Here is a 22,112-nt window from a genome sequence, read left to right on the forward strand (position 1 = left end):
GCTGGAACAGCTCCCACAACTCGTCCGGCACCAGCCGCTCAACAATCCCCACCACGGCCGACAGCCTACCCAGACAGCCAAATGAGATGAGTTCTTAGAGCCCTCTTCACCGGTGACGTACGGGGTACCGGCAGCCCGGCCAAGCACTTTGACCCGCCTGCCGGAATCGATGAGAGTCAAAGGCGTCGGCAGTCACAGCGGCTCCCTCGCTGAGAGGAACAGGGCGGCCCCGGCCCGGGACCGGGGCCGCGTTCTCTCACCGGTTGCGGCGGGGACGCAGCGATGCGGCGGCGAGCAGCGAACCGGCCAGGACGAGAGCTGCGTTGACGAGGATCGCAAGGGATACACCGGACAGGACGCCGGTCGGGCCGGTGTTGCCGAGTGCGGTCATCCGGGCGGTGGCGACGGCGCTCATGATCGGGATGCCCATGGCGATGCCGACCTGCTGGGTCATGGTCGCCAGGCCGGTGGCCAGGCCCTGTTCCTCATCGGGGAGGCCCGAGGTGGCGGTGACCATGAAGCCGACAATCATCAGCATGTTGCCGACGCCGCCGATGAAGGTGGCGGACAGCAGCAGCCAGATCCAACTGCCGGATGTGCCGAGCACGACGAGGGTGAGCGTCGCGACGGCCTGGATGATGCCGCCGGTCAGGATGGTGGCCCGGTTGCCGATCCGGCCGACCGTGCGGCCGCCGAGAGTACCGCCGAGTACGGTGCCCAGGCCCAGGACGCCGAAGGCCAGGCCCGTGGCGAGCGGGGAGTAGCCGAGGACCTTCTGCAGGTAGAGCGTGAGCAGGAAGACCAGCGAGGTCTCGGTGACGAAGGCGATCAGGCCGGCGGCGTTGCCCCAGATGATGCTGCGGCGCTTGAGGATCCGTACGGGGACGAGGGGCGCGGCGGCCTGCTTCTCGACGAACCAGAATCCGATCAGCAGCGCGGCGCCGGCGAGGAGCGCGGCCAGGGTGGCGGGGGTGGTCCAGCCGCTCTGGCCGGCTTCGGTGAGTCCGTACACGAGGGCGAGCAGTCCGCCGGTGACGGTCACCGCACCGGGGAGGTCGAGCCTGGGGCGCTCGACGGGTCGCGAGTCGGCGATCACGGACGGCGCGAGGGCGACGACCAGTGCGGCGACGGGGACGTTGATGAAGAACGCCCAGCGCCAGGAGAGCATGTCGGTCAGCAGGCCTCCGAGGATCGCACCGGCGGTGAATCCGGCCGACATCAGCGCGCCATTGAGGCCGAGGGCCCGTTCGCGCAGCGGGCCTTCCTTGAAGGCGGTGGTGAGCAGGGCGAGCCCGGCCGGGGTGACGGCGGCGGTGGCCAGGCCCTGCAACACCCTTGCTGCGAGCAGGACTTCAGGTGAGCTGGCCAGGCCGCCGAGGAGCGAGGAAGCGCCGAGGACCGCCATGCCGCCCAGGAACAGCCGCTTGCGGCCGACACGGTCGGCGACGCGGCCGAGCAGGAGGGTGAATCCGGCGGCGGCGAGCGCGAAGCAGGTGGCGATCCACTGCAGATGGCCGAGGGAGAAGCCGAGTCCCCTGCCGACGACAGGCAGAGCGACGTTCAGGATCGAGAAGTCCACGGCGATCATGAACTGGGAGCCGAGGAGGAGTGTGAGGATGAGCTTTTGCCGCCTGGTCATACGGACCTTCGGCCGCGTGGGGGCCGTCGGATGCGAGGTCTGGGTGGATGCGGACATGAGGAGCCCTTCCTGAAGGCAAGGCTTTAACGGGTCTACAGTTCCGTTAGACTGGGCTCACTGTAGCAAGGGAAGGCCGAGTAATGGAACTGGAGTCCCGTTATGTGTCCTGAAGGTGTAGAGCCAGGCACGGTGCGGCCCGGCGGGCGCACCGCGCGGGTACGGGCAGCCGTGCTGCGGGCAGCAGGTGACGCCCTGGCCGAGTACGGCTTCGACCGGCTCGACCTCGCCGACATCGCCCGCCGCGCAGACGTGGGCAAGACCACCGTCTACCGGCGCTGGTCCACCACGGCGGGCCTGATCGCCGACCTCCTCCTCGACATGGCCGAGCAGTCCTCGCCCCGCACGGACACCGGTTCCCTGGACGAGGACCTCAAGGCCAACGCCCGACTCGTGGTCCAGACCCTGACCGACCCGCGCCAGGGCGCCGTGTTCAAGGCGGTGATCGCCGCTGCGGCATGCGACGAGCGCACCGCGCAGGCGTTGCACCGCTTCTACGCCACCCGCATCAACGAGTGGGCCGGATGCGTCGACCAAGCCGCAGAACGCGGGGAAGTCCCCGCGGGCACGGACGCCCACGAAGTCATCCGCGCCGTTTCCGCCCCCCTCTACTACCGCTTCCTGGTCAGCGGTGACTCCCTCGACGAGGCCGCAGCCGACCGGGCCGCCGCGGCCGCGGTCACGGCGGCCCGGGAAGGCGTATATGTGAGCTAAGGGATGGGGTCGACAGCAGGGTGGCGGGCTGGATCCTGTCCTTCCACGACGAACAGCGGGCGCAGATCTACGGCCGGAACCTCTGCGCCACGGTCCCCACGACCCGCGCCGCGCTGCCCACTTCGCCGGCGCTGTTCACACTCACCGCCGACTGCCCCCGCCTACCACCCGGTAACCCCGTGAGCCTGTTCAACGGGCTCCCCGAAGGCATCTCGGTCACCTTCGAACGCTAGGGTGACGGGCGTCCGACGGTTGCCGTCCCCAGGCAGCCGGGCTGTCGGCCGGGGACCTGCACACACGTGCGGGGCTCTCGGCACCTTCGGCCCAGCACCCGACGACGACGTCGCCCTGCTCCTGCCGAGCGCGCCGACGTGGTGAGAGAAAGGTACGTGCGTTCCATGTACAGCGCTCGCCGGCGCACTGGCATCACGCATGTCGCACCCAGGCCGCACCTTGGTGAAGTCCGTGCCGGGAACCGTCCCCGGCGGCAGACGTCCACGACCCGTACCCGGCCTGAGCGGCGTCTCCCGGCGCCGGGGACGGTCCGCAGGGAGTTCCGTGACTCGTCCGGGCCGGGCGTCGTCGCCCCTCTCCGCGCGGAGACGAGCGAGCGGCGTGGGTGGACGTTTCCGTCTCGCGGCGATGCGGATCCAGCCGGCACGCCTTGCGCGCACCACGGGGCTGGAGGAGAGGCTCTGCCTTCATGCCGGTGTCGCCTCGGCGGCGGACCGCACCCGGGATCAATCGTGAGGGGCGGATCCCGGTCCGTGGTAGCAGCCGCCCAACCTCCTGTCGCTGCTGAGGACGTCGCGCCGGTGCGGGCCGGCGTGGAGGTTGTCGCACCTCACGTCTCCGAGCCGGCCGCTTACTTCTACGACATCCTCTTCGCGCGCCATCCACAGGTCAGGGACTTGTTCCCGGCCGAACTCGACGTCCAGCGGGAACGTCTGGACCGCGCTCTGCTGCGCATCGTGGAACTCGTCGACGATCCCGGCAACCTCATCGCGTACTGCTCCCATTACGCGGGGCCGGCCTGGAGCCCGGAGCCGGCGGCGGCGTGGCAGCGTGCCTACACCGCTGCCGCGGACGTGATGGTCCGCGCCGCCGAGAAGAACGCGCGTCACCGGCCGACCGTGTGGCAGGCGAACATCGTCGAGCACGTGCACCTCGGATACGGAATCGCTGAGATCACCGTCCGGCCACAGCTGCCGTACCCCTTCCTGGCTGGCCAGTACGTGAGCATCGAGACGCCCTGGGCGCCGAGACTGTGGCGGTGCTATTCCCCCGCGCACCCGCCCCGGCCCAACTCGCAGCTGACCTTCCACGTCCGTGCGGTGCCCGGGGGAACGGTCAGCAGCGCGCTGGTCCACCAAGCCCGTTCGGGAGACCCCGTCCGGCTGGGCCCGCCGGAAGGCGATATGGTGCCGCGTCCGACCGCCGGACGGGATCTGCTCTTCGTCGCCGGCGGCACCGGACTGGCTCCGATACGCGCCCTGATCGAGCGGGCGGCCCGGGACGGCATCGGCGACGCGCGGGAGGTCAGTCTGTTCATCGGCGCCAGAACGGCGGACGAACCGTACGGGCTCGATGACATGCTGCGCATGTCCCAGCGCTACCACTGGCTCCGCGTCCGGGCCGCGGTCTCCCAGGAACGCATCGTGGGACTGGCGGGCACGCTACCCCAAGTACTGGCGGAATTCGGCCCCTGGTACCGGCACGAAGGGTACCTGTGCGGCCCACCGAAGATGCTCGGTGAAGCCGTGCAGGCCCTGACGCGCCACGGTGTCCCACCTCATCACACCCACTACGGCCCCTGGGACGTCCCTGTGCTGACGGCTCCTCTGGGTCCGCCCGCGCCTGAAGAGGAGACCGACCAGCTGTGAACGGCCCCGAGACGACCGGCTCCTTCGGTGAACGACTGCTGCAGCAGCAGCTCGGCACCACTGACCGAGCGGCCGACTTCTACGACCGCCAGGTACACCCCTACCTGACGCCCACCATGCGGGAGTTCATAGCCCGGCAGAGCATGGTGTTCCTCTCGACCGCCGACTCCCGAGGAGCCTGCGACGCCAGCTTCCGCTCCGGGCCGCCGGGATTCTGCGTCTCCCTGGACGACCGCACCCTGACCTACCCCGAATACCGGGGCAACGGTGTCCTGGCCAGTGCGGGCAACATGACCGAGAATCCGCACCTCGGCATGCTGTTCATGGACTTCACTCGCGATCACATCGGGCTGCACGTCAATGGCACGGTGCAGCTGTACACCGACCACGACCTACGCGCGTGGTACCCGCACGTGCCGACCGACACCGCGCCCGGTCGCCAACCCCACCTGTGGGTCCACGTCACCGTCGAGGAAGCCTACGTCCACTGCTCCAAGTACATTCCCCACCTGGAGCCGGCCCCGCGCCCCCGCCCGACCACGGACCGAAACCGCCCCAAGGACAGCGCCTACTTCACGGAGTCCGTCCCTTCTCACCGGGCCCCCGACGCGGGCGATGCCGGCACCGGCCGCACCTCATGGCGACAGCGCTTGCGGCTCCGCCCCTGATTCAGCCGTCTCGGCACTCCGGCCGTTGTGGTCGGGCCCTGACGGCGGCCAGGAGTACGGCTGCGCGGTCGCACCGTATGCCGGCGACCAGGGTCCGGAGTTCTGGCATGATCGCGCACTGAGCAATGCGAGGGAAGACCGGCCGTAAGAACTCCATCGGCGCCCAGGCAGAGCTCCCCAGAGTTCGAGTCGCACCGGCCGGAGTCAGCGCGTCCCGGGATTTCTGCGTGCGGGACATGGTGTCGTGGATCGTGCCGTCCCGGTACAGGACCTTTCTCCCTTCCCTCGTGACGCGTCGGCTACGCATCCGACGCACCAGCGGAACCCGTCGGCTGACGGCTGGGTGGCGCGGCCGAATCCCGGCGACGGCCCGCCTTTTGACGCGCTCGAGGGCCCGAAGCCGGGACCGCTGTTCTCCTCTGCCACCCTTACCGCGGGAAACCTCAGATCTTCCGCAAACCTTGATCCACACGGTTGCCCATCCCACAGCTGTTTGCCAGGGTTTCGCGCACCCCCCACCTCCCAGTCGGTGCTCCTCTCACGGGAGGGGCGAATTCGGAGGTTCCGTGCCCAGCCGCCGTACCCTGGTGACCGCCGCATCAACTGCGTTGCTCACTCTCCCCCTGCTTCCCCGCACCGCTGCAGCTTCGTCCTCCACCACGCCCGGCAAGGTGTCTCCCGGGCTTCAGCCGCCCGCCAAACAGGCGGTCGCCGTCGGCAGCGGAGGCGCTGTCTCCAGCGTCAACCCCTATGCCACGCAAGTCGGTATCGACGTGCTGCGCCACGGCGGCAACGCCGTCGACGCGGCCGTCGCCACCGCCGCCGCACTCGGTGTCGTCGAGCCCTACTCGGCAGGCGTCGGCGGGGGCGGCTACTTCGTCTACTACGACGCCCGCACCAGGACCGTCCACACCATTGACGGCCGGGAGACAGGACCGGCCCGCATGCGGTCCGACTCCTTCGTGGACCCGGCCACCGGCAAGGCGATCCCGTTCGACGAAGCCGTCAACTCCGGTCTGTCCGTAGGCGTTCCGGGCACTCCGGCGACCTGGCAGGAGGCCCTGGACGCATGGGGCACCGTGTCCCTGGCCCAGGCCCTGCGCCCGGCGACCGGGATCGCGGACGACGGCTTCGTGGTCAACGACCAGTTCCGCGCCCAGACCCAGATGAACGAGGCACGCTTCCGGGACTTCACCCCGACCGCCCAGCTGTTCCTGCCGAACGGTCAACTGCCCGTGGTCGGTTCTCGTTTCCGCAACCCCGACCTGGCCCGCACCTACCGGGAACTGGCCCGTGCCGGCGTCGACGCCATGTACCACGGTGACATCGGAGCCGACGTGGTGCGCACCGTTCAGAACCCCCCGGTGGCCCAAGGCTCCCCACGCAACGTCCGTCCTGGGCTCATGGAGCGCTCGGACCTCGCCGGCTACCGAGCGCTCCTGCGGCAGCCGACCCACACGACGTACCACGGCCTGGACGTGTACTCCATGGCACCGTCCTCCTCCGGCGGCACCACGGTCGGTGAGGCCCTGAACATCCTGGAGAACCTCCAGCTGTCGCCGGCCGACACGGTGCAGGCACTGCACGACTACCTGGAGGCAAGCCGGATCGCGTTCGCCGACCGCAACCGCTGGGTGGGCGACCCGGCGTTCTCCGACGTACCGACGAAGGAGCTGCTGTCCCAGGAGTTCGCCAAGGACCGCGCCTGCCTCATCCGGCCCACGACATCACTGACCAGCCCCATCGCCCCGGGCGACCCCCGCAACCCCGCGGGCTGCACCACGCCGGGCAGCGGCAGTCAGGAACCGTACGAGGGCCCGTCGACCACCCACCTGGTGACCTCCGACCGCTGGGGCAACGTCGTCTCCTACACCCTGACCATCGAGCAGACCGGCGGCTCGGCGATCACCGTTCCCGGCCGCGGGTTCCTGCTCAACAACGAACTCACGGACTTCGACTTCACGCCGCTGCAGGCCGGCGTGCCCGACCCGAACCTGCCCGGTCCGGGGAAGCGGCCCCGCAGCAGCATGTCACCGACGATCGTGATGCGCGACGACAAGCCGCTGATCGCCGTGGGCTCCCCCGGCGGCGCCACCATCATCACCACCGTGCTGCAGACCCTCGTCAACCGCCTCGACCTCGGCATGACCCTGCCCGAAGCGGTCGCCGCACCACGCATCTCGCAGCGCAACCGCACCACGACCGAAGCCGAACCGGCCTTCCTCGACTCGCCCGAGCGCCGTGCGCTCGAATCCCTCGGGGAGCAATTCGTCCTGGCCCCGCCGGCCTTCACTCCCTCACCCGAGATCGGCGCGGTCGCCGCGCTGGAGTTCGGAGCCCACGGGAAGGTCACCGCGGTGGCCGAGCCGAAACGGCGCGGCGGCGGATCAGCGATGGTGGTCCACCGGACTTCCTGAAGCCGCACCAGTCGTGAGCCGACGGATTGCAGGTCGTACAGCGAGTTCGTCGGCTTGCGGCTGGCCCATCGTGACCCCTGCCGTTGCGGGTGGTGGCCGTCGCGGCACCGGCCTGAGAGGCCGTCCGATGTCGGTGCCGGCTGTTCGGCGAGGAGATTCGAGGTCCATCGAGACGATCAGCCAGGGAATCTTCCGACCGCGTTGGACATCGTCGGCCTGCTCCTGGTTGGATCTTGCGCCCGCAACGCCGTGCGACCGGACTCCGACGTCGACGTCGCCCTGCTCACCGCGGACGAGGCCGGTGCTGCACGACCCGGCGGGTATCGTTGCCGACCTCCTCACCGCCCGCCGATTGACCGCCCTAGCGTTCAGGGTGTGACGGGCTGTACCTCCTGGGCGGCCCGCGCGTCGTAGGTGTCGCGGGCGTCCAGGACGGCATTGATGTTCTCCTCGGACCAGGCGCGAATCGCGTGCATCAGCGCGGTGACGCTCTCGCCCAGCTCGGTGGCCGCGTATTCGACCTTTGGCGGAATGGTCGGGTAGACCGTGCGGGTGACGAGGCCGTCCCGTTCCAGGGTGCGCAGGGTCTGGGTGAGCATCTTCTGAGTGATGCCGTCCAGTCGGCGCCGCAGCTCGCCAAAGCGCATCGGGCCGCCGGACAGTGCGCCCATGACCAGCATGGTCCACTTGTTGGCGAGTACGTCCAGGATCTGACGGGAGGGGCAGGCCGCCAGATAGGCATCCGCGCCTCCGTAGAAGCGCAGGTTGTCAGTAGTACCCATGAGGTACCTATATACCTTTGAAGTGCCTTCTGTTCAACGGATACCACCCTGGCGAGGATGGGGACATCCCCAACGGCTTTCCGAACAGGAGTGCATGACCATGCGCGCGATCACCCAGAAGACCTTCGGCGGCCCCGAGGTGCTGGAGCTCGTCGACGACGCGCCCACGCCGGTACCTGGACCGACGCAGGTGCTGGTCCGGGTCAGGGCGACCAGCGTCAACCCTGTGGAGCTGTTCGTTCGTTCCGGTGCCTTCCCGTTGCTGGGCGAGCCGCCTTTCGTCCTGGGCTGGGATGTTTCCGGGGTGGTGGAGCAGGTCGATCCGGGTGTGCACCGGTTCAAGGTCGGTGACGAGGTCTACGGGATGCCGTACTTCCCGGCCGCGGCCGGCGCGAACGCCGAGTATCTCGTCGCCCCGGCACGGCAGTTGGCTCGCAAACCCGCAGGGATCAGCCACGAGGAGGCCGCGGCGCTGCCGCTGGTCGGCCTGACCGCCTGGCATGCACTGGTGGAGATCGCTCAGCTGCGGCCGGGGCAACGGGTGCTGATCCACGGTGCGGGCGGAGGGCTCGGACACGTTGCGGTCCAGCTGGCCAAGCATCTCGGCGCAGAGGTGATAGGGACGGCGAGCGCGGCCAAGCACGACTTCCTGCGCGGGTTGGGTGCGGACCATCTGGTTGACTACCGGACCCAGGACTACGCCGAGGTACTCAAGGACGCACCGGTGGACGTGGTGTTGGAGACCCTGGGCGGCGGGAACGCCGAGCGTTCCTTCGGCGTGCTGCGGCAGGGCGGCGTGCTGGTGACGGCGGTTGAGCGGCTCAGCACCACCCTGCCCAAGCTGGCGGAGCAGTCCGGAGTACGCTTCGCGGCGGTGGGCGTGGAGCCGGACGCGGCCGGCCTGGAGGCGCTGACCGAGCTGGTGGAGGCGGGGAGGCTTCGGGTGTACCTGCAGCAGGTGTTTCCGCTGGAGAGGTTGTCCGAGGCGCACGAGGTGCTGGCTGCCGGCGGCGTGCAGGGCAAGCTTGCGATCACGGTCTGAAAGGGAGCTGGGGCGGACTCGACGAGCTTGAACACCATCGCGAGGGCGGCGGCCGGGGCTGCCGGCCCCCCGGGTGACCTCGGTGCGGGGATTGACCGTGGAGAACGTGGGCTCGATCAGATTCGTGGTCCGCAGGTGGATCCCGTGGTCGGACGGGAAGTGGTGGAACGCCAGCGGCTCTTCATGGCGGAGCCGTACGTGGTGGCCGAGGTCGTCGTCTGAATCAACCCCCTCGGCTTGCTCCGGTTCGGTGGTGCCGGAGCGGCAGAGGCTCCCCACGCCACCCGCAGGTGCGGCCTCTCAGCCAGGGATGGTCGGTGGTTCTGCGACGCCGATGAAGTTCCCGGCCCTGGTCCGGATGCGGACCGACCACCCCAGATCCGCGAGGTCGTCCGTGAGGGTCTCGGCATCGTGGAATACCTTCACGATGCGGTACTGGCTGCCGTCATCGAGTCGGCGCAGCGCCGCCGGAGTCGGCTGGTTCGTGAGGACTTCCTCGTATGTGGCTGCGGCGGGACCGTCGTCGATGAAGATCGCTTTGCCCCCTGGCGCGAGCGCGGCGGCGACGGTGTTCCAGAAGCCGGGCAACCGCGCCGGTGGGACATGGGAGAGCCAGAAGGCGAAGAACACGGTGTCGTAGCGTCGTGGCGGCTGCCACTCGAACAGGTCGGCCTGAATGAACTGGACCGTGGGGGATGCGGTGCGCGCACGAGCGAGGGCCAGCGCTTCGGCTGCCGCGTCGACAGCCGTCACCGAACGAGCCCGCGCGGCAAGCCTCGGGGTCCACCGGCCCGTTCCGCAGGCCAGCTCCAGCACATCCCCGGCAACAGGGAGGTCCTCGACGACAGCCAGCAGCTCCTGCAGGGTTTCGTACTCCGCGTACTGACGGTCGTATGCGTCCGCGCCGGCCCTGTAGTAGGCCATCTGCTCTGCCAGGAGAGCGCCGTCATCCATCCGGGATCCTCTCATCCGGGTTCGGTCAGGTTCAGCCGGCCAGGCTGGTCCCCACAGACACTGTCGGCCTTCACCCTCGGGCAAGGTCAAGAGCCATCGCGCCTTGTTCAGGCCGTCGACCAGGACGCGTACGGGATGTTCGGCCGGCGTGTGATCAGCAGGCGGTCTGCCGGACGAGCACGAGTTGGCGCGCGCTGTTCGAGCCCCGCTTCGGCCGCCGCCCCGCCGGTTTCCGTCGCGTCGTTCGCCCAGACATGCGTCGCAACTCGCCTCATTCGTAAGGCTTTTGCTGCCTCAAGGGCGGGCCCGGCGCGACCCTCCTCAAGAGGGCACGGTGTCTGCCATGATCGCTGCCATGCACGCACAGATCACCTCGGCGGAGATGACCGACATCCATCAGATTCTTGCTGATCACCATCGGTACTGGGGAGAACGAGACCTTCGGTCCCTGCACCTTCTGGCACTGGTGCAAGAGTTCGGCGAGACCTGCCTGGTCGCCCGAGCCGAGGACCAGATCCACGGGTATGTCATCGGATTCGTCACCCCGACCGGCACCGGCTACGTACACCTGATCGCTACGCGCGACGATGCCCGCGGCAGCGGTATCGGGCGCCGTCTGTACGCGGCGTTCGCTGACGCTGCGCACCGTCACGGCGCGCAGCGGTTGAAGGCGATCACGTCGCTCGGGAACTCCGGCTCGATCGCATTCCATCGCAGCCTCGGCTTCGAGGCGAAGGCCGTCGACGACTACAACGGCCCCGGCCAGGCCATGGTCGTCTTCCATCGCGCTCTGCCGTTCGACGCAGCGCAGCCCCGACCGTAGGAGCCGAGGGCTGGCGAGCCGCCGCTGTGCCGCGCAGTCGGTCGTTTTTGCGTAGTAGGGGCTGACTACGCCCGATCCGGCGAGGTCGCTGCGCCAACGGCGAGTTGATCACTGCACTCCGCAGGCCCGCCCCATGTCGAGAGCACACGGCGCAGCAGGCCGACCTCGTGATCGGCGAGCGGCTCACTCGCCCCCACCATGCATTGCGCCACCAGGTCAACCCTTCCCGAGCGCGCCGCCGTTGCTGATCAGCAGAACCGCTCGACGCCACAGAGTGAGTGCGCTGTGGGGGGCGAGGCGCCGTTCCGCGGAACGCAATGGCGCGGTGTTCATCCGAAGACCGGGCGGGCGGACCGGACGGCCTACTTCCGCATGCCTGGCACTCACGAAGACGTCAAAGTGGGACACGACAGGCCTGTTGGAAGGGAGCATGCGCCCGTGGGGATCCCGAACCCGATTCGCTTCCTGGGGACAGGCGCAGACACAGGACAGCGCCGGCCGAGACGCCCCCGATGGCGTACGGCGGCGGTCACGGTCGCGCTCGCCGCGGCAACGGCCGGCTGTCCCGCTTCCCGCCCATCGGACCGTACCGGGAGTCCCCCCGTGACGGGGGACCGGCACCTGGCATCCGTCGTGACCTGGGTGGACCACTCCTATCACATACCCGACCCGCTGCCGCCGGCGGAGCCGGGCACCCTGATCGCGGCTACGGACCACGGCCCCGATGCGCGGCTGGAGGGCGCACGGCGCTGGACGGTGCTGTACCACTCCACCAACGCACGCGGCGCGAACGTCGCCGTCAGCGGCACCGTACTGCTGCCGTCGGGCAGCGCTCCCCAGGGAGGCTGGCCGGTGGTGTCCTGGGCGCATGGAACGACCGGCGTGGCCGACGCCTGCGCACCCTCGCAGTCGGCGAACCTGGGCTCGGAGGTCTTCGCTCAGGAACTGCGCGCGCTTCTGCGCGCCGGGTACGCGGTCACCGCCTCGGACTATCCCGGACTGGGCACCCCGGGCCCGCACACCTATCTGGTCGGTGCCGACGAGGGGAACGCCGTGGCCGACATCGTCATCGCGGCACGCCGGCTGGTGCCCGGCCTGGCGCCGGTGTGGTTCGCGGTCGGGCACTCACAGGGGGGCCAGGCCGCGCTGTTCGCCACCCACGCCGAGCGCCGTACGGGCGGCCAGCGCCTCGGCGCGGCGGTGGCCGTCGCGCCGGCCAGCCACCTGGAGGCAATGCTCGCGGGGGTGAAGGCCTCCCATGTGCCCAGCGAGCTGTCCTTCGCCTTCTACTCTCTCGTCGGCCTGTCCGCCACCGAGCCCGGTGGTCCTGCGGGGGATCTGCGCTCCCTGCTGGGACCCTCGGCAGCCGCCACGGCCTCCCGGGTCATCGCCGACTGCGTGACGCACAGCGATCCCGTGCTCCAGGGGGTGGACACCGAGCGGATGCTGCCGCTGCAAGGGGACCAGCTACGGCGCATGGGCGAGCGGATGGGCGCCTACGGCGATCCGGACCGCTCCGCGATCACCGTCCCCACACTGGTCATCCAGGGCGGTGCCGACGAGGATGTGCCGCCTGCCTGGACCGACGAGGTCGTGGCCCATCTGCGGCGCCTGGGCTCCCCCTCGTTGGTCTACCGCGCCTACCCCGGTGCGGGCCACGAACAGGTACTCGGCCGGTCCGTCTGCGATCTGCTGGCCTTCCTCCACGCTCACGGCGGAACCAGCCCCGGGCCCTGCACTCCGTCCCCGAGCCGGCAGGGCTGAACCGGCCGGGCACGCCGCGAGCCGCTCATGGGCTTTCAGTGACGCTTTCAGTGGCCGCGGCGATGTCGTCACACCGACGTCATGGCTGGTCAGGGGCTGCCACGCCGGTTCCCCGACATGTGGCTCCGGGTACGACGGCCGCCGCCCCCGGTCTGCTGCGTCACCGTGGTCGGCCGGGCTCCCGTCCGTACCGGCGGAGACATGTGTCAGAGTGGAGACATCCGGACGGCGCGGTCAGCGCGGACGGGACAGGAGAGAGCGGCCTGTCATGTCCCTATATTTCCGTCCCCCAAGTGCGGCGACGGCCCACTCGATCTCCGCCGACCGGCGGAGCGAGGAGTACGCGGACCTGTTCGGGCAGGCCCCGGTGATCTTCGCTGCGCTCAGTGGCCCGGAGCACCTGCTGGAAGCGGCGAACTCGGCATTCTTCGAAAGCCTCGGGTGCGACCGCGGGCGCCTCGGCGAGCCGGTCGGAGAGATGATTCCGGAACTGGTTCCGCAGGGCGTCCTCGACCGGCTCGATGCGGTCTACCAGACCGGCGTGGCATACAGGGCCCGGGACGGGCGTCTTCTGCTGGGCAGGCCGGGCAGGCAGCGCGAAGGGTTCTTCGACTTCACCTACGAGCCCCGCCGGGACGCCGCCGGCAGGATCGACGGGGTCGTGGTGATCGCGGTCGAGACCACCGCGTACCACCACGCGCATCTCCTGGCCGCCGAGCAGCGCGTGCTGCTGGAGCAGATCGCACGGGACGCCCCGCTGGACGAGATCCTCCATGGCATGGCCACCGCGATCGAGGAGCTCTCCCCGGACATGCTGGTCTCGGTCCTGCTCGTCGATCCCGACGGACAGCGCCTGCGGCACGGCACCGGCCCGCGTCTGCCCGACTTCTACAACGAGGCGGTCGACGGGGCACCCATCGCGGAGGGTGTCGGCTCCTGCGGCACGACCGCCTTCCGGCGCGAACCGGTGATCGTCACGGACATCGCCACCGATCCCCTGTGGAAGGACTACCGCGATCTGGCGCTGAGGGCCGGGGTCGCGGCGTGCTGGTCCACACCCATCAAGGACGCGGACGGCCGGCTGCTGGGCACCTTCGCGATGTACCACCGCACGCCCAAGGCTCCCACGGACAAGGACCTGGCGCTCAGTGCCTCCTTCGCCCGCATAGCCGCGCTGGCCATCGAACGGCACGCGGCGGTGCAGGCGAGCCGCGCCGCCCAGGAACGAGAGAAGGCCGCCCGGGAGGATCTGGCCTTCCTGTTGGAGGCCAGCACGGCCATCACCGGCGAGACCCACTACGCGGACAGCCTCCAGCGCATGGCCCGGCTGACCGTCCCGGCCCTGGCACCGCTGTGTGCTGTCCACGTGTCCGAGCGCGGCCTGATCCAGCGCATCGCCGTCGCCGCGTCGAGCCCGGAGGACGAGCACCTCCTGTCCTCCCCCGCCCTGTGCGACGAGGTGGACGCCGCTGTCACCCGGGTGCTCGCCTCCGGCGCCACCGAGTCCGCCCACCCGAGCGGCCCGCGCGCGCAGCTCGGCGTCAGGGAGTACGTGTGCGTGCCGCTGACCACCAGGGGCCGTACCTTCGGAGCGCTGACCCTCCTGGCCACCGACGTGCCCCTGGACGAACGCACGGTCGCCCTGGCCCAGGAACTCGCCCGCCGGGCCGCTTCGAGCGCCGACAACGCCCACCAGTTCACCGACCGTGTCCGGCTTTCCCATGATCTTCAGGCAGGCCTGCTGCCTCCCGAGTTGCCCAGGATTCCCGGCGCCACCCTGGCGGCCTCGTACCATCCGGCCGGCGAGGGCCTCGAGGTCGGCGGCGACTTCTACGACGTCTTCCCGCTGCCCGCCGACCGCTGGGCCCTGATGATCGGCGATGTCTCCGGACGCGGCGCGCTGGCTGCCACCACCACAGGAATGGTCCGCCACACCGCACGCGCCGCCGCCCGTCTCCTCGACGAACCGGCGGCCGTGGTCACCGCCATCAACGACGCGTTGACGGCGAACACCACCGAGGACGACCAGTTCGTTTCGCTCGTCTACGGCGAGTTGCGGCACACCGCGTCCCGCCTCACGCTCGACCTGATCCGAGCAGGACACGTACCGCCGCTCGTGCGCCGCGCCGACGGCACGGTCGTGGAACACGCGCAGCCGGGCCTGCTGCTGGGCATCGGTCCTGATCCCGGCTTCAGTCCGTGCCACATCGACCTGCACCCCGGCGACAGCCTCGTCCTGGTCACCGACGGCATCACCGAGGCCCGTTCCGCCGACGGTGAGCTCTTCGGCGAGGAGCGCTTGTCCGACGCGCTCGTCGCCGTCCGGACCACGACACCCACGGCCACTGCCGTCGTCGAGTCCATCACCACTGCGGTCACCGCGTTCGCGGGCAACGCCACCCTCGACGACCAGGCCGCACTGGTGATCACCGCCGTCTGACGTCCCGATGGCGCGGCCTGCAGACGATCACTCCAGCGATCTCGGCGTGCTGTTCAGCGGACGGACCCGACAGGGCGCGTCACCCGGAGGGACGAACACGAGTCACAACACCCGTACGGCGGACCTGGCGTGCCGCAGGTTGACGCTTCCGGAAGCCTAGGATCCGGCACGGGAGGAAGGGGTGTCGTCCGTGCTGCCCGGCATCGGGCGGGCTCACCTCGCAACCGGAGGAGACGGGATGGTGCACCACGCCGGCAGAACCTGCTGGAGGCGCTTCGCCGCCGTCCTGATCCCCGGCATCGCGGCCACCGCGGCCCTGGCCGTCGCCATGGCACAGGGAGCCCTGGCCGCGTCCTTCTTCATCTCCGGCCAGCGGTTCCAGGTGGCCGTGGACACGCTGACCATGCGCGGCTTCAGCCTCTACGGCATGGTGGACGTGCCCAAGAAGGGCAGCCCCGTGCCGGTCATGGTCATCGGCGCGCGACACGCCACGGTCAGCGGACTGTGTCAGTCCGTGGTGGTCGACATCCCGGTACTGGGCCCCCAGACCCTGCGACTCACCGGCGGCAACGAACGTCCGGCCGAGGCGACGAACCTGTTCATCAACGCGACATCCGAGTTCATCGGACAGGCGAACTTCAAAGGGATCGACACCGGTGTCGCCCAGGGGGCGATCACCAAAGGGCCGATCAATCCGGGCGACAGGGACTCCCGGTTCTTCGACCCCAACGGCGTCGGGCAGCAGGCCACGTCGGCCAGGCTGACCAACGTGCGCGTGACGGCGGTCGCGGTGTCGGCCGGCACCTTCAGCATTCCCGGCCTCTTTGAACAGCTCAAGCAGGGCCGCCACGAATGCTTCTGACGCTCGCCTCACCCTGACCAGGACAGGACACGTGTTCATCGACTTCCCCCGCAGCCACGCGAAACTGCGCGTCACGGCCGCCGATGCCCGGCGCAGGTTCAGAACCTGGCGCGGTGAACGCCCCTTCTGGGCCGGGGTGTTCACCTTCCAGGCAGGACTCCCCATCCTGTATCTGCCCTATGCGCACCTCGATCCCGGCGGAATTCCGCTGGCCTTGTCGACCACTTCGGGCGCCGGATCCCTGGTCATCGGCATTCTCCTGATGGCCCTGGCCCTCGGCCTCTGGTTCCAGCAGCGCCTTCGCGTCTTCGCCGGCATCGCCACCCTGCTGCTCGCCCTGGTCTCCTTCCCCGTCGCGAACTTCGGGGGCTTCCTGCTCGGTCTGATCTCCGCGCTCATCGGCGGCTCCTTGGCCTGCGCCTGGATCCCGCCCAGCGCCTCCGAGCCGTCGGCGGCTTCGGCAGCGACTGCGACCGCGACGGCCACACACAGCGCCTCCACAGCCGATCCGGCGGCGGGAGAGCCCACGTGACCAGTGACCACGGCACCGGGCAGGCGGCGGACGCGCCGATTCCCGAGCCTCACCACCCGTGCCGCCCTGAGCCTCGCACCAGCCGCGTGATCGGCCGCATGCAGCGCCCCATTGCCTGCACACTGGCCGCGGCAGCCGTCCCCCTGGCCCTGCACCTCACGACACCGATGGCGACGACCACACTCCCCGCCCCCGCCGACACCACCGGATCCGCGACCCCGTCGAGCTCCACACCGACACCCACGGACACCGAACCGACGCGTGCGCGCGACTCGCCCACACCCACGGACGCCTGGCCGACACATGCGAGTGACACGCCGGCGGCGAGTGGCACACCGGCACCGCCGAGCTCCGCGCGGGCCCCTGCGAGCACCGCACCAGCAACCATGAGCGCTTCGCCGGCTCTCTCCGAGGCACCGCTCGATCGGCCACCCGTCCGTCCCGCGAACCCCTCCTGGACACTGCGAACCGACAGACTCGTACTCCGGGGCGCTGCCTTCGAGGGTGTGGTCACCGTGCACACCGCGACCGGGTCCGTGCGGGTGCTGAAGTTCACGGCCAGATCCGTGAGCGCCGTCGATTTCGACCTGACCGCAGGCCGTGGCCGCGCCGCTGTGCGCCTGCGAACCGGACCCGGGACCACGACCACACTCAACCGCAGAGGCGGCAGCCGTGTGGTGACCCTCTATGTGCGCAAGCTGTCCGGCACAGTCACGGGCTTGGGCGGCGCCCCGCTCCCGGCCGACCGAACCGTCACCATCACCCCCGATGCCGTACCGAGCTGGTTGTCCCACCCTGCCGCTCCCGCTCGCACGCTCTCCTTCACCAACGCGGCCTTGGCACAGATCGCCCAGTTCGGAGGCGATCTGTCCGTCAGCGGCGCGGTCTACCGCGCGTCGGCCTGGTGACCGCCGGCCAACAGCGCACACGGGCCCTACGACCGGACCGCGCCACACCGTCGCACAGTGCGGGCGCGAGTGCCGGAGGTACCGCTCAGTGGCCCGGGTGCCGCTGGGCGAGGAGGGCAGCGATGTCGTCGTCGAGTTCACCGCCGCTGTAGGCGATCAGGTCGTGGTGGAGGTGGTGGAGGAGCTGGTGGGGTGACTCGCTGCTCCATGAGCTGATGCGTTCGGCAAGGGGGTAGAAGGTGCCTGAACGGTCGCGGGTCTCGGTGACCCCGTCGGTGTACAGCAGCAGCTTGTCCCCGGGGTGGAACGGGGCGAGGTCGACGTGGTAACCGTCGTTCATCAGCATGCCCAGGTTGAGCGGCGGCGAGGGAGCAGCGGGCTGCAGCTCCCGGACCTCGCCGTGGCGCAGCAGCAGTGGGGGCGGGTGGCCGCAGGTGACGGTCCGGACCACCGGTTCATCGTCCGGGACCTCGGCGAGGAGAGCGGTGACGAAGCGCTCGGCGATCTCCGATCCCGGGACTCCCGGGTAGAGGGCGGCGTAGCGGCTCATGCTCGTCTCCAGGCGGCACGCGAGATGGGGCAGGTCGGGCGCGTCGTGGGCGGCCTCACGGAAGGCGCTGAGCAGCGTCGCGGCTGCCTGGATCGCGAGCAGGCCCTTGCCGCGTACGTCGCCGATGAGCAGCCGTACGCCGTGCGGGGTGTGTATCGCCTCGTACAGGTCGCCACCGATGCGGGCTTCCGCCGCGGCGGCCAGGTACAGGCTCTCGAGCGTGAGGTGCCCGAGGTGGCGCGGTACCGGATGCAGCACCGCCAGCTGGGCGGTCTCGGCCACTGAGCGGACCTGAAGCAGCTGATGGGCGCGGCGGCCGAGCAGGCGGTTGAAGAAGACGGCGAACGCCGCGATCGCCGTGAGGGTGGCCAGCTCGGAGTAGGCGGTCGCATCCCGCAGCCCGTTGAAGTCCACCATCAAGCCGACGAAGACGGCGCACGCTCCCACTCCGATGAGTACGGTCCCCCACAGGGGCAGCAGCGCGGCGGCAGAAATCATGGCCGTGGCGAGGAAGGCGTCCGGCCTGACATCGCGGGGTGTGGCGAGACCGACGATCAGGCCGATGAACAGCAGCAGAGCAGGCAGCAGGGGCAGCAACCTGCCCCACCCGCCCCACGCACCAGCGTTGCGCGTGACTCTGCGTTCCTCAGAAGACCTCGCCACCGTGCCGCTCCCCGAGGTCGTGCAGGTCGAGCGGCAGCCCAGGTACGGAAGCCAGGGCACCGATTTGGGTTATTTTACCGCTGCTCATCTCGTAGCCCGGCGACAGTCCGCTGACTGACGGTGACGGGTCGGAATCACCACGTCACTCCTGGGTCTCTGCCCGGTGTTCGTCCCCCGCGGGAAGGCCCTCCGGACGCCGGCCCGGCGGCTGTTGCGGCTCGGGGCGGGTGGGCGTGGGAGGCAGCGGGCAGTCCACCGGGGCGTCGACGGTCACGGTCATCGGCTCGCCGTGATGCGCCAACTCCATCGGTTCGCCTTCCAGCAAGCGGTAGCGCGCATGGGACGGGCCGATGTCCACCTTCAGTCTGCGGCCGCGCACCAGCACCGTGAAGGCCACCCGGGACAGCGCTTCGGGCAGGCGCGGGGCGAACGACAGCACGCCCGGCTTCCCCTCGTCGCCGAAGTACCGGCGCATCCCCCCGAAACCCGCGACCAGGGCGATCCAGGTTCCCGCGAGGGAGGCGATGTGCAGCCCGTCACGGGTGTTGTGCTCCAGGTCGTCCAGGTCCATGAGCGCGGCCTCACTCAGGTAGGCGTAGGCCAGCCGCAGATGTCCGGTCTCGGCCGCGAGCACCGCCTGGCAGCACGCCGACAGGGAGGAGTCCCGGACGGTCAGCGGTTCGTAGTAGGCGAAATTGCGCGCCTTCTGCTCGTCGGAGAAGAGGTGCGGGCACTCCATCATCGCCATGACGAGGTCGGCCTGCTTCAGCACCTGCCTGCGATACAGGTCGAAGTAGGGGTAGTGCAGCAGCAGGGGGTAGTTCTCGGGCGGGGTCGCCTCGAAGTCCCAGTGCTGGAAGGTCGTGAAGCCGGCCGACTGCTCGTGCACGCCCAGGGACTCGTTGTACGGCATCGCCATGCGGGCCGCGGCGTCCCGCCACGCCGCGGCCTCCTCCTCGTCGACACCGAGTTCCTCGGCGCGTTCCGGATGGCGCGTGGCCACGTTCGCGGCGGCGAGCAGGTTCTGCCGGGCCATCAGATTGGTGTACAGGTTGTCGCGGGCGATGGCGCTGTACTCGTCGGGGCCGGTGACCCCGTCGATGTGGAAGACGCCTTCCGCGTCGTGGTGTCCGAGGGACCGCCACAGACGGGCGGTGTCCACCAGGAGGTCGAGTCCCTCGCCGCGCTCGAAATCCTCGTCCCCGGTCGCAAGGACGTACCGTACGGCGGCCAGGGCGATGTCGGCATTGACGTGGAAGGCGGCGGTCCCGGCCGGCCAGTAGGCGGAGCACTCGGCGCCGTCGATCGTGCGCCAGGGAAACGCCGCTCCGGCGAGCCCCAGCTGACGGGCGCGTTCACGTGCCGCCGGCAGCATCCGGTGGCGCGACCTCAGCGCCGATGCGACGGCCGCCGGCGCGGTGTACGACAGTACGGGCAGGACGTAGGACTCGGTGTCCCAGAAGGAGTGCCCGTCGTAACCGGTGCCGGTCAGGCCCTTCGCGGGAATCGCCCGGTTCTCGCCGCGGGCCGCCGCCTGGAGCACATGGAAGAGAGCGAACCGCACCGCCTGCTGGATCTGCGCATCGCCCTCCACCTCGACGTCCGCGCCGGCCCAGAAGCGGTCCAGGTACGCGCGTTGCGCGGCGACGAGCCCTTCCCAGCCGGTGCTGACCGCGGCCGCCACCGCTCCGTCCACCTGATCGTGCACGGCCGGCAGCGAACGCTCCCCCGACCAGCCGTACGCCACGAACTTCACCAGCCGCAGCGGCTGTCCGGGCACGAGGTCCGCCGTCACCGTCAGCCGGCTGACATCGGGCTCGCTCTGCGCCGTCCAGCTCGTGCTCTCCGGTCCGTCGACGAGGTGGTCGGCTGCCGCCCCCACCCGCAGTGCGCTGTGCTCGGTGCGGTGGACGAGCCGCAGCCGGGTCTCCTGCGCGAAGTGCTCCTCGGGCACCAGCGGTGACTCGGTCGCCGCGGCGACACGTGGGTCGCCCTCGAACCGGGGCAGCTGTTCGTTGGCGACGAGCTCGGACTGTACGGCCACCGTGGTGGGCCCGTCGACCGGCTCCACCTCGTACACGATCGCGGCCACCGCGCGCTGGGTGAAGGACACCAGCCGGCGTGAGGTGATCCGGACCGTACGGCCGCCGGGCGAGGTCCACCGGGCGCTGCGGCTGAGCACACCGGACCGGAAGTCCAGCACCCGTTCGTGCGCGCGCAGCCTGCCGTAGCGCAGGTCGCACGGGTGGTCGTCGACCAGCAGGCGGATGACCTTGCCGTCGGTGACGTTGATCATCGTCTGGCCGGACTCGGGATATCCGTAGCCGGCTTCCGCGTACGGCAGTGGATGCCGCTCGTGGACGCCGTTGAGGTACGCGCCGGGCAGTCCGTGGGGTTCTCCCTCGTCGAGGTTGCCGCGCCATCCGATGTGCCCGTTGGACAGGGCGAACACCGACTCGCTCTGGGCGAGCACGTCCAGGTTCAGCTCGGTCTCGCGCAGGCACCACGGCTCGACCGTGAAGCTCGGATGGGTGATCACGGCGCCTCCAGGAGTTCGTCCAGGTCGCGGACCACCACATCGGCGCCGTGTGCCCGCAGCTCCTCCGCCTGGCCCACCCTGTCGACCCCCACGACGACACCGAACCGGCCCGCTCGGCCCGCCTCGACTCCGGCCAGGGCGTCCTCGAACACGGCCGCGTCGTACGGATCCGTCGCCAGGCGCCGGGCCGCCTCCAGGTAGGTGTCCGGGGCCGGCTTGCCCCGCAGCCGGAGCTCGCGCGCCACCACTCCGTCGATCCGCTCGTCGAACAGGTCCTCGATGCCTGCCGCCCCCAGGACGTCCCGGCAGTTCGCGCTGGACGACACCACCGCGCAGCGCAGACGGGCCTCCCGGACGGCGCGCACGAACCGGACCGAGCCCTCGTACGGCTCCACACCGTCCTCGCGGATCCGCCGCAGCACCAGTTCGTTCTTCCGGTTGCCCAGCCCGTTCACGGTCTCGGCCCCCGGCGGGTCCTCCGGGGATCCCTCGGGCAGCTCGATCCCGCGTGCGGCGAGGAACGTGCGCACGCCGTCCGCACGGGGGCGCCCGTCCACGTACGCGTCGTAGTCACCGACCGCATCGAACGGCACGAACGCGGTCCCCTGGCGCGTCGCCCACTCGCGGAGGCAGCCGTCGAACATCTCCTTCCACGCCGCCGCGTGCACCTTCGCGGTCTGCGTGAGCACCCCGTCGAGGTCGAAAAGGCAGGCACGGACATGAGCAGGAAGCCCCAGCATGTCGCCGAGGCTAGAAGCCGCCCGCGGACGTCCGGGCCAGGTCAGCCTCGGGCGCGCCGGAAGACACCCGCTCGGGCGAGGGCCCCGGGCGCCACCGGAAGTGCTGTGTGCGACGCGTCCCCGGCGCCTCCCGGA

General features: G+C 70.1%; 20 protein-coding genes. 14 read left to right on the plus strand and 6 right to left on the minus strand.

What is annotated here, in order from left to right; translation table 11 throughout:
* Nucleotides 1–256: 256 nt before the first annotated feature.
* A complete protein-coding gene (locus ACFYZB_RS42975) occupies nucleotides 257–1,639 on the minus strand; it encodes an MFS transporter (RefSeq protein WP_388767318.1) in 1,383 nt (460 codons plus the stop codon).
* A 159-nt stretch (nucleotides 1,640–1,798) separates the two neighbouring features.
* Here ACFYZB_RS42975 and ACFYZB_RS42980 point away from each other — a divergent pair, with 159 nt between their 5' ends.
* The 6 genes from ACFYZB_RS42980 (at nucleotide 1,799) to ACFYZB_RS43005 (ending at nucleotide 7,792) form a co-directional block, all read left to right on the plus strand.
* Nucleotides 1,799–2,410 carry a TetR/AcrR family transcriptional regulator gene (locus ACFYZB_RS42980; RefSeq protein WP_388767319.1) on the plus strand — a complete coding sequence of 204 codons (612 nt, stop codon included), beginning with the start codon at nucleotides 1,799–1,801 and terminating at the stop codon, nucleotides 2,408–2,410.
* 20 nt (nucleotides 2,411–2,430) lie between these two features.
* The gene (locus tag ACFYZB_RS42985; RefSeq protein ID WP_388767321.1) at nucleotides 2,431–2,643 is read left to right on the plus strand and encodes a hypothetical protein; all 213 of its coding nucleotides are present in this window, start codon (nucleotides 2,431–2,433) and stop codon (nucleotides 2,641–2,643) included.
* A 594-nt stretch (nucleotides 2,644–3,237) separates the two neighbouring features.
* Entirely contained in the window at nucleotides 3,238–4,293 is a 1,056-nt protein-coding gene (locus ACFYZB_RS42990) for an FAD-binding oxidoreductase (protein WP_388767322.1), read from the plus strand.
* The gene (locus ACFYZB_RS42995) at nucleotides 4,290–4,961 is read left to right on the plus strand and encodes a pyridoxamine 5'-phosphate oxidase family protein (RefSeq protein WP_388767323.1); all 672 of its coding nucleotides are present in this window, start codon (nucleotides 4,290–4,292) and stop codon (nucleotides 4,959–4,961) included. Before ACFYZB_RS42990 ends, ACFYZB_RS42995 begins: the two co-directional genes overlap by 4 nt.
* A 566-nt stretch (nucleotides 4,962–5,527) precedes the next feature.
* Nucleotides 5,528–7,378, plus strand: a complete 1,851-nt coding sequence (ggt, locus tag ACFYZB_RS43000; protein WP_388767324.1) for a gamma-glutamyltransferase — start codon at nucleotides 5,528–5,530, stop codon at nucleotides 7,376–7,378.
* A 201-nt stretch (nucleotides 7,379–7,579) separates the two neighbouring features.
* Complete coding sequence (locus ACFYZB_RS43005; protein WP_388767325.1) at nucleotides 7,580–7,792, plus strand: nucleotidyltransferase domain-containing protein; 213 nt, start codon at nucleotides 7,580–7,582, stop codon at nucleotides 7,790–7,792.
* Here the strand turns inward: ACFYZB_RS43005 and ACFYZB_RS43010 are convergent.
* A complete protein-coding gene (locus ACFYZB_RS43010) occupies nucleotides 7,747–8,160 on the minus strand; it encodes a winged helix-turn-helix transcriptional regulator (protein ID WP_388767326.1) in 414 nt (137 codons plus the stop codon). The two genes, ACFYZB_RS43005 and ACFYZB_RS43010, sit on opposite strands and share 46 nt — an antisense overlap.
* 100 nt (nucleotides 8,161–8,260) lie before the next feature.
* Here ACFYZB_RS43010 and ACFYZB_RS43015 point away from each other — a divergent pair, with 100 nt between their 5' ends.
* Both ACFYZB_RS43015 and ACFYZB_RS43020 read left to right on the plus strand, forming a co-directional pair.
* Nucleotides 8,261–9,202 (plus strand): NADP-dependent oxidoreductase, encoded by a 942-nt coding sequence (locus ACFYZB_RS43015; RefSeq protein ID WP_388767327.1) that lies wholly within the window; start codon nucleotides 8,261–8,263, stop codon nucleotides 9,200–9,202.
* A 27-nt stretch (nucleotides 9,203–9,229) separates the two neighbouring features.
* A complete protein-coding gene (locus ACFYZB_RS43020; RefSeq protein ID WP_388767328.1) occupies nucleotides 9,230–9,424 on the plus strand; it encodes a hypothetical protein in 195 nt (64 codons plus the stop codon).
* 78 nt (nucleotides 9,425–9,502) lie between these two features.
* Here the strand turns inward: ACFYZB_RS43020 and ACFYZB_RS43025 are convergent, their stop codons facing one another.
* Nucleotides 9,503–10,156, minus strand: a complete 654-nt coding sequence (locus tag ACFYZB_RS43025) for a class I SAM-dependent methyltransferase (protein ID WP_388767329.1) — start codon at nucleotides 10,154–10,156, stop codon at nucleotides 9,503–9,505.
* A 343-nt stretch (nucleotides 10,157–10,499) separates the two neighbouring features.
* Here ACFYZB_RS43025 and ACFYZB_RS43030 point away from each other — a divergent pair, with 343 nt between their 5' ends.
* The 6 genes from ACFYZB_RS43030 to ACFYZB_RS43055 all read left to right on the plus strand — a co-directional run bounded on the left by ACFYZB_RS43030 (nucleotide 10,500) and on the right by ACFYZB_RS43055 (nucleotide 17,485).
* Nucleotides 10,500–10,979, plus strand: a complete 480-nt coding sequence (locus ACFYZB_RS43030; protein ID WP_388767330.1) for a GNAT family N-acetyltransferase — start codon at nucleotides 10,500–10,502, stop codon at nucleotides 10,977–10,979.
* Nucleotides 10,980–11,582: 603 nt separating this feature from the next.
* Entirely contained in the window at nucleotides 11,583–12,743 is a 1,161-nt protein-coding gene (locus ACFYZB_RS43035) for an alpha/beta hydrolase family protein (protein WP_388767331.1), read from the plus strand.
* 268 nt (nucleotides 12,744–13,011) lie between these two features.
* On the plus strand, nucleotides 13,012–15,183 hold the full coding sequence (locus ACFYZB_RS43040; protein ID WP_388767332.1) for a SpoIIE family protein phosphatase: 2,172 nt from the start codon (nucleotides 13,012–13,014) through the stop codon (nucleotides 15,181–15,183).
* 238 nt (nucleotides 15,184–15,421) lie between these two features.
* Entirely contained in the window at nucleotides 15,422–16,045 is a 624-nt protein-coding gene (locus ACFYZB_RS43045; protein ID WP_388767333.1) for a DUF6230 family protein, read from the plus strand.
* A 31-nt stretch (nucleotides 16,046–16,076) separates the two neighbouring features.
* On the plus strand, nucleotides 16,077–16,577 hold the full coding sequence (locus tag ACFYZB_RS43050) for a DUF6114 domain-containing protein (protein ID WP_388767334.1): 501 nt from the start codon (nucleotides 16,077–16,079) through the stop codon (nucleotides 16,575–16,577).
* 515 nt (nucleotides 16,578–17,092) lie between these two features.
* Nucleotides 17,093–17,485, plus strand: a complete 393-nt coding sequence (locus tag ACFYZB_RS43055) for a hypothetical protein (RefSeq protein ID WP_388767335.1) — start codon at nucleotides 17,093–17,095, stop codon at nucleotides 17,483–17,485.
* 85 nt (nucleotides 17,486–17,570) lie between these two features.
* On the opposite strand, the gene ACFYZB_RS43060 is transcribed toward ACFYZB_RS43055, so the two are convergent.
* From ACFYZB_RS43060 to ACFYZB_RS43070, 3 genes are all read right to left on the minus strand, one after another.
* Nucleotides 17,571–18,632, minus strand: a complete 1,062-nt coding sequence (locus ACFYZB_RS43060) for a PP2C family protein-serine/threonine phosphatase (protein WP_388767336.1) — start codon at nucleotides 18,630–18,632, stop codon at nucleotides 17,571–17,573.
* A gap of 208 nt (nucleotides 18,633–18,840) precedes the next feature.
* Complete coding sequence (locus tag ACFYZB_RS43065; protein WP_388767337.1) at nucleotides 18,841–21,237, minus strand: glycoside hydrolase family 65 protein; 2,397 nt, start codon at nucleotides 21,235–21,237, stop codon at nucleotides 18,841–18,843.
* Nucleotides 21,234–21,977, minus strand: a complete 744-nt coding sequence (locus ACFYZB_RS43070) for an HAD family hydrolase (protein WP_388767338.1) — start codon at nucleotides 21,975–21,977, stop codon at nucleotides 21,234–21,236. The genes ACFYZB_RS43065 and ACFYZB_RS43070 overlap by 4 nt, the downstream gene beginning before the upstream one ends.
* Between the last annotated feature and the right edge of the window lie 135 nt (nucleotides 21,978–22,112).

Source organism: Streptomyces sp. NPDC001852, assembly GCF_042891825.1.
In the GTDB taxonomy this organism is placed as follows: Bacteria; Actinomycetota; Actinomycetes; order Streptomycetales; family Streptomycetaceae; genus Streptomyces.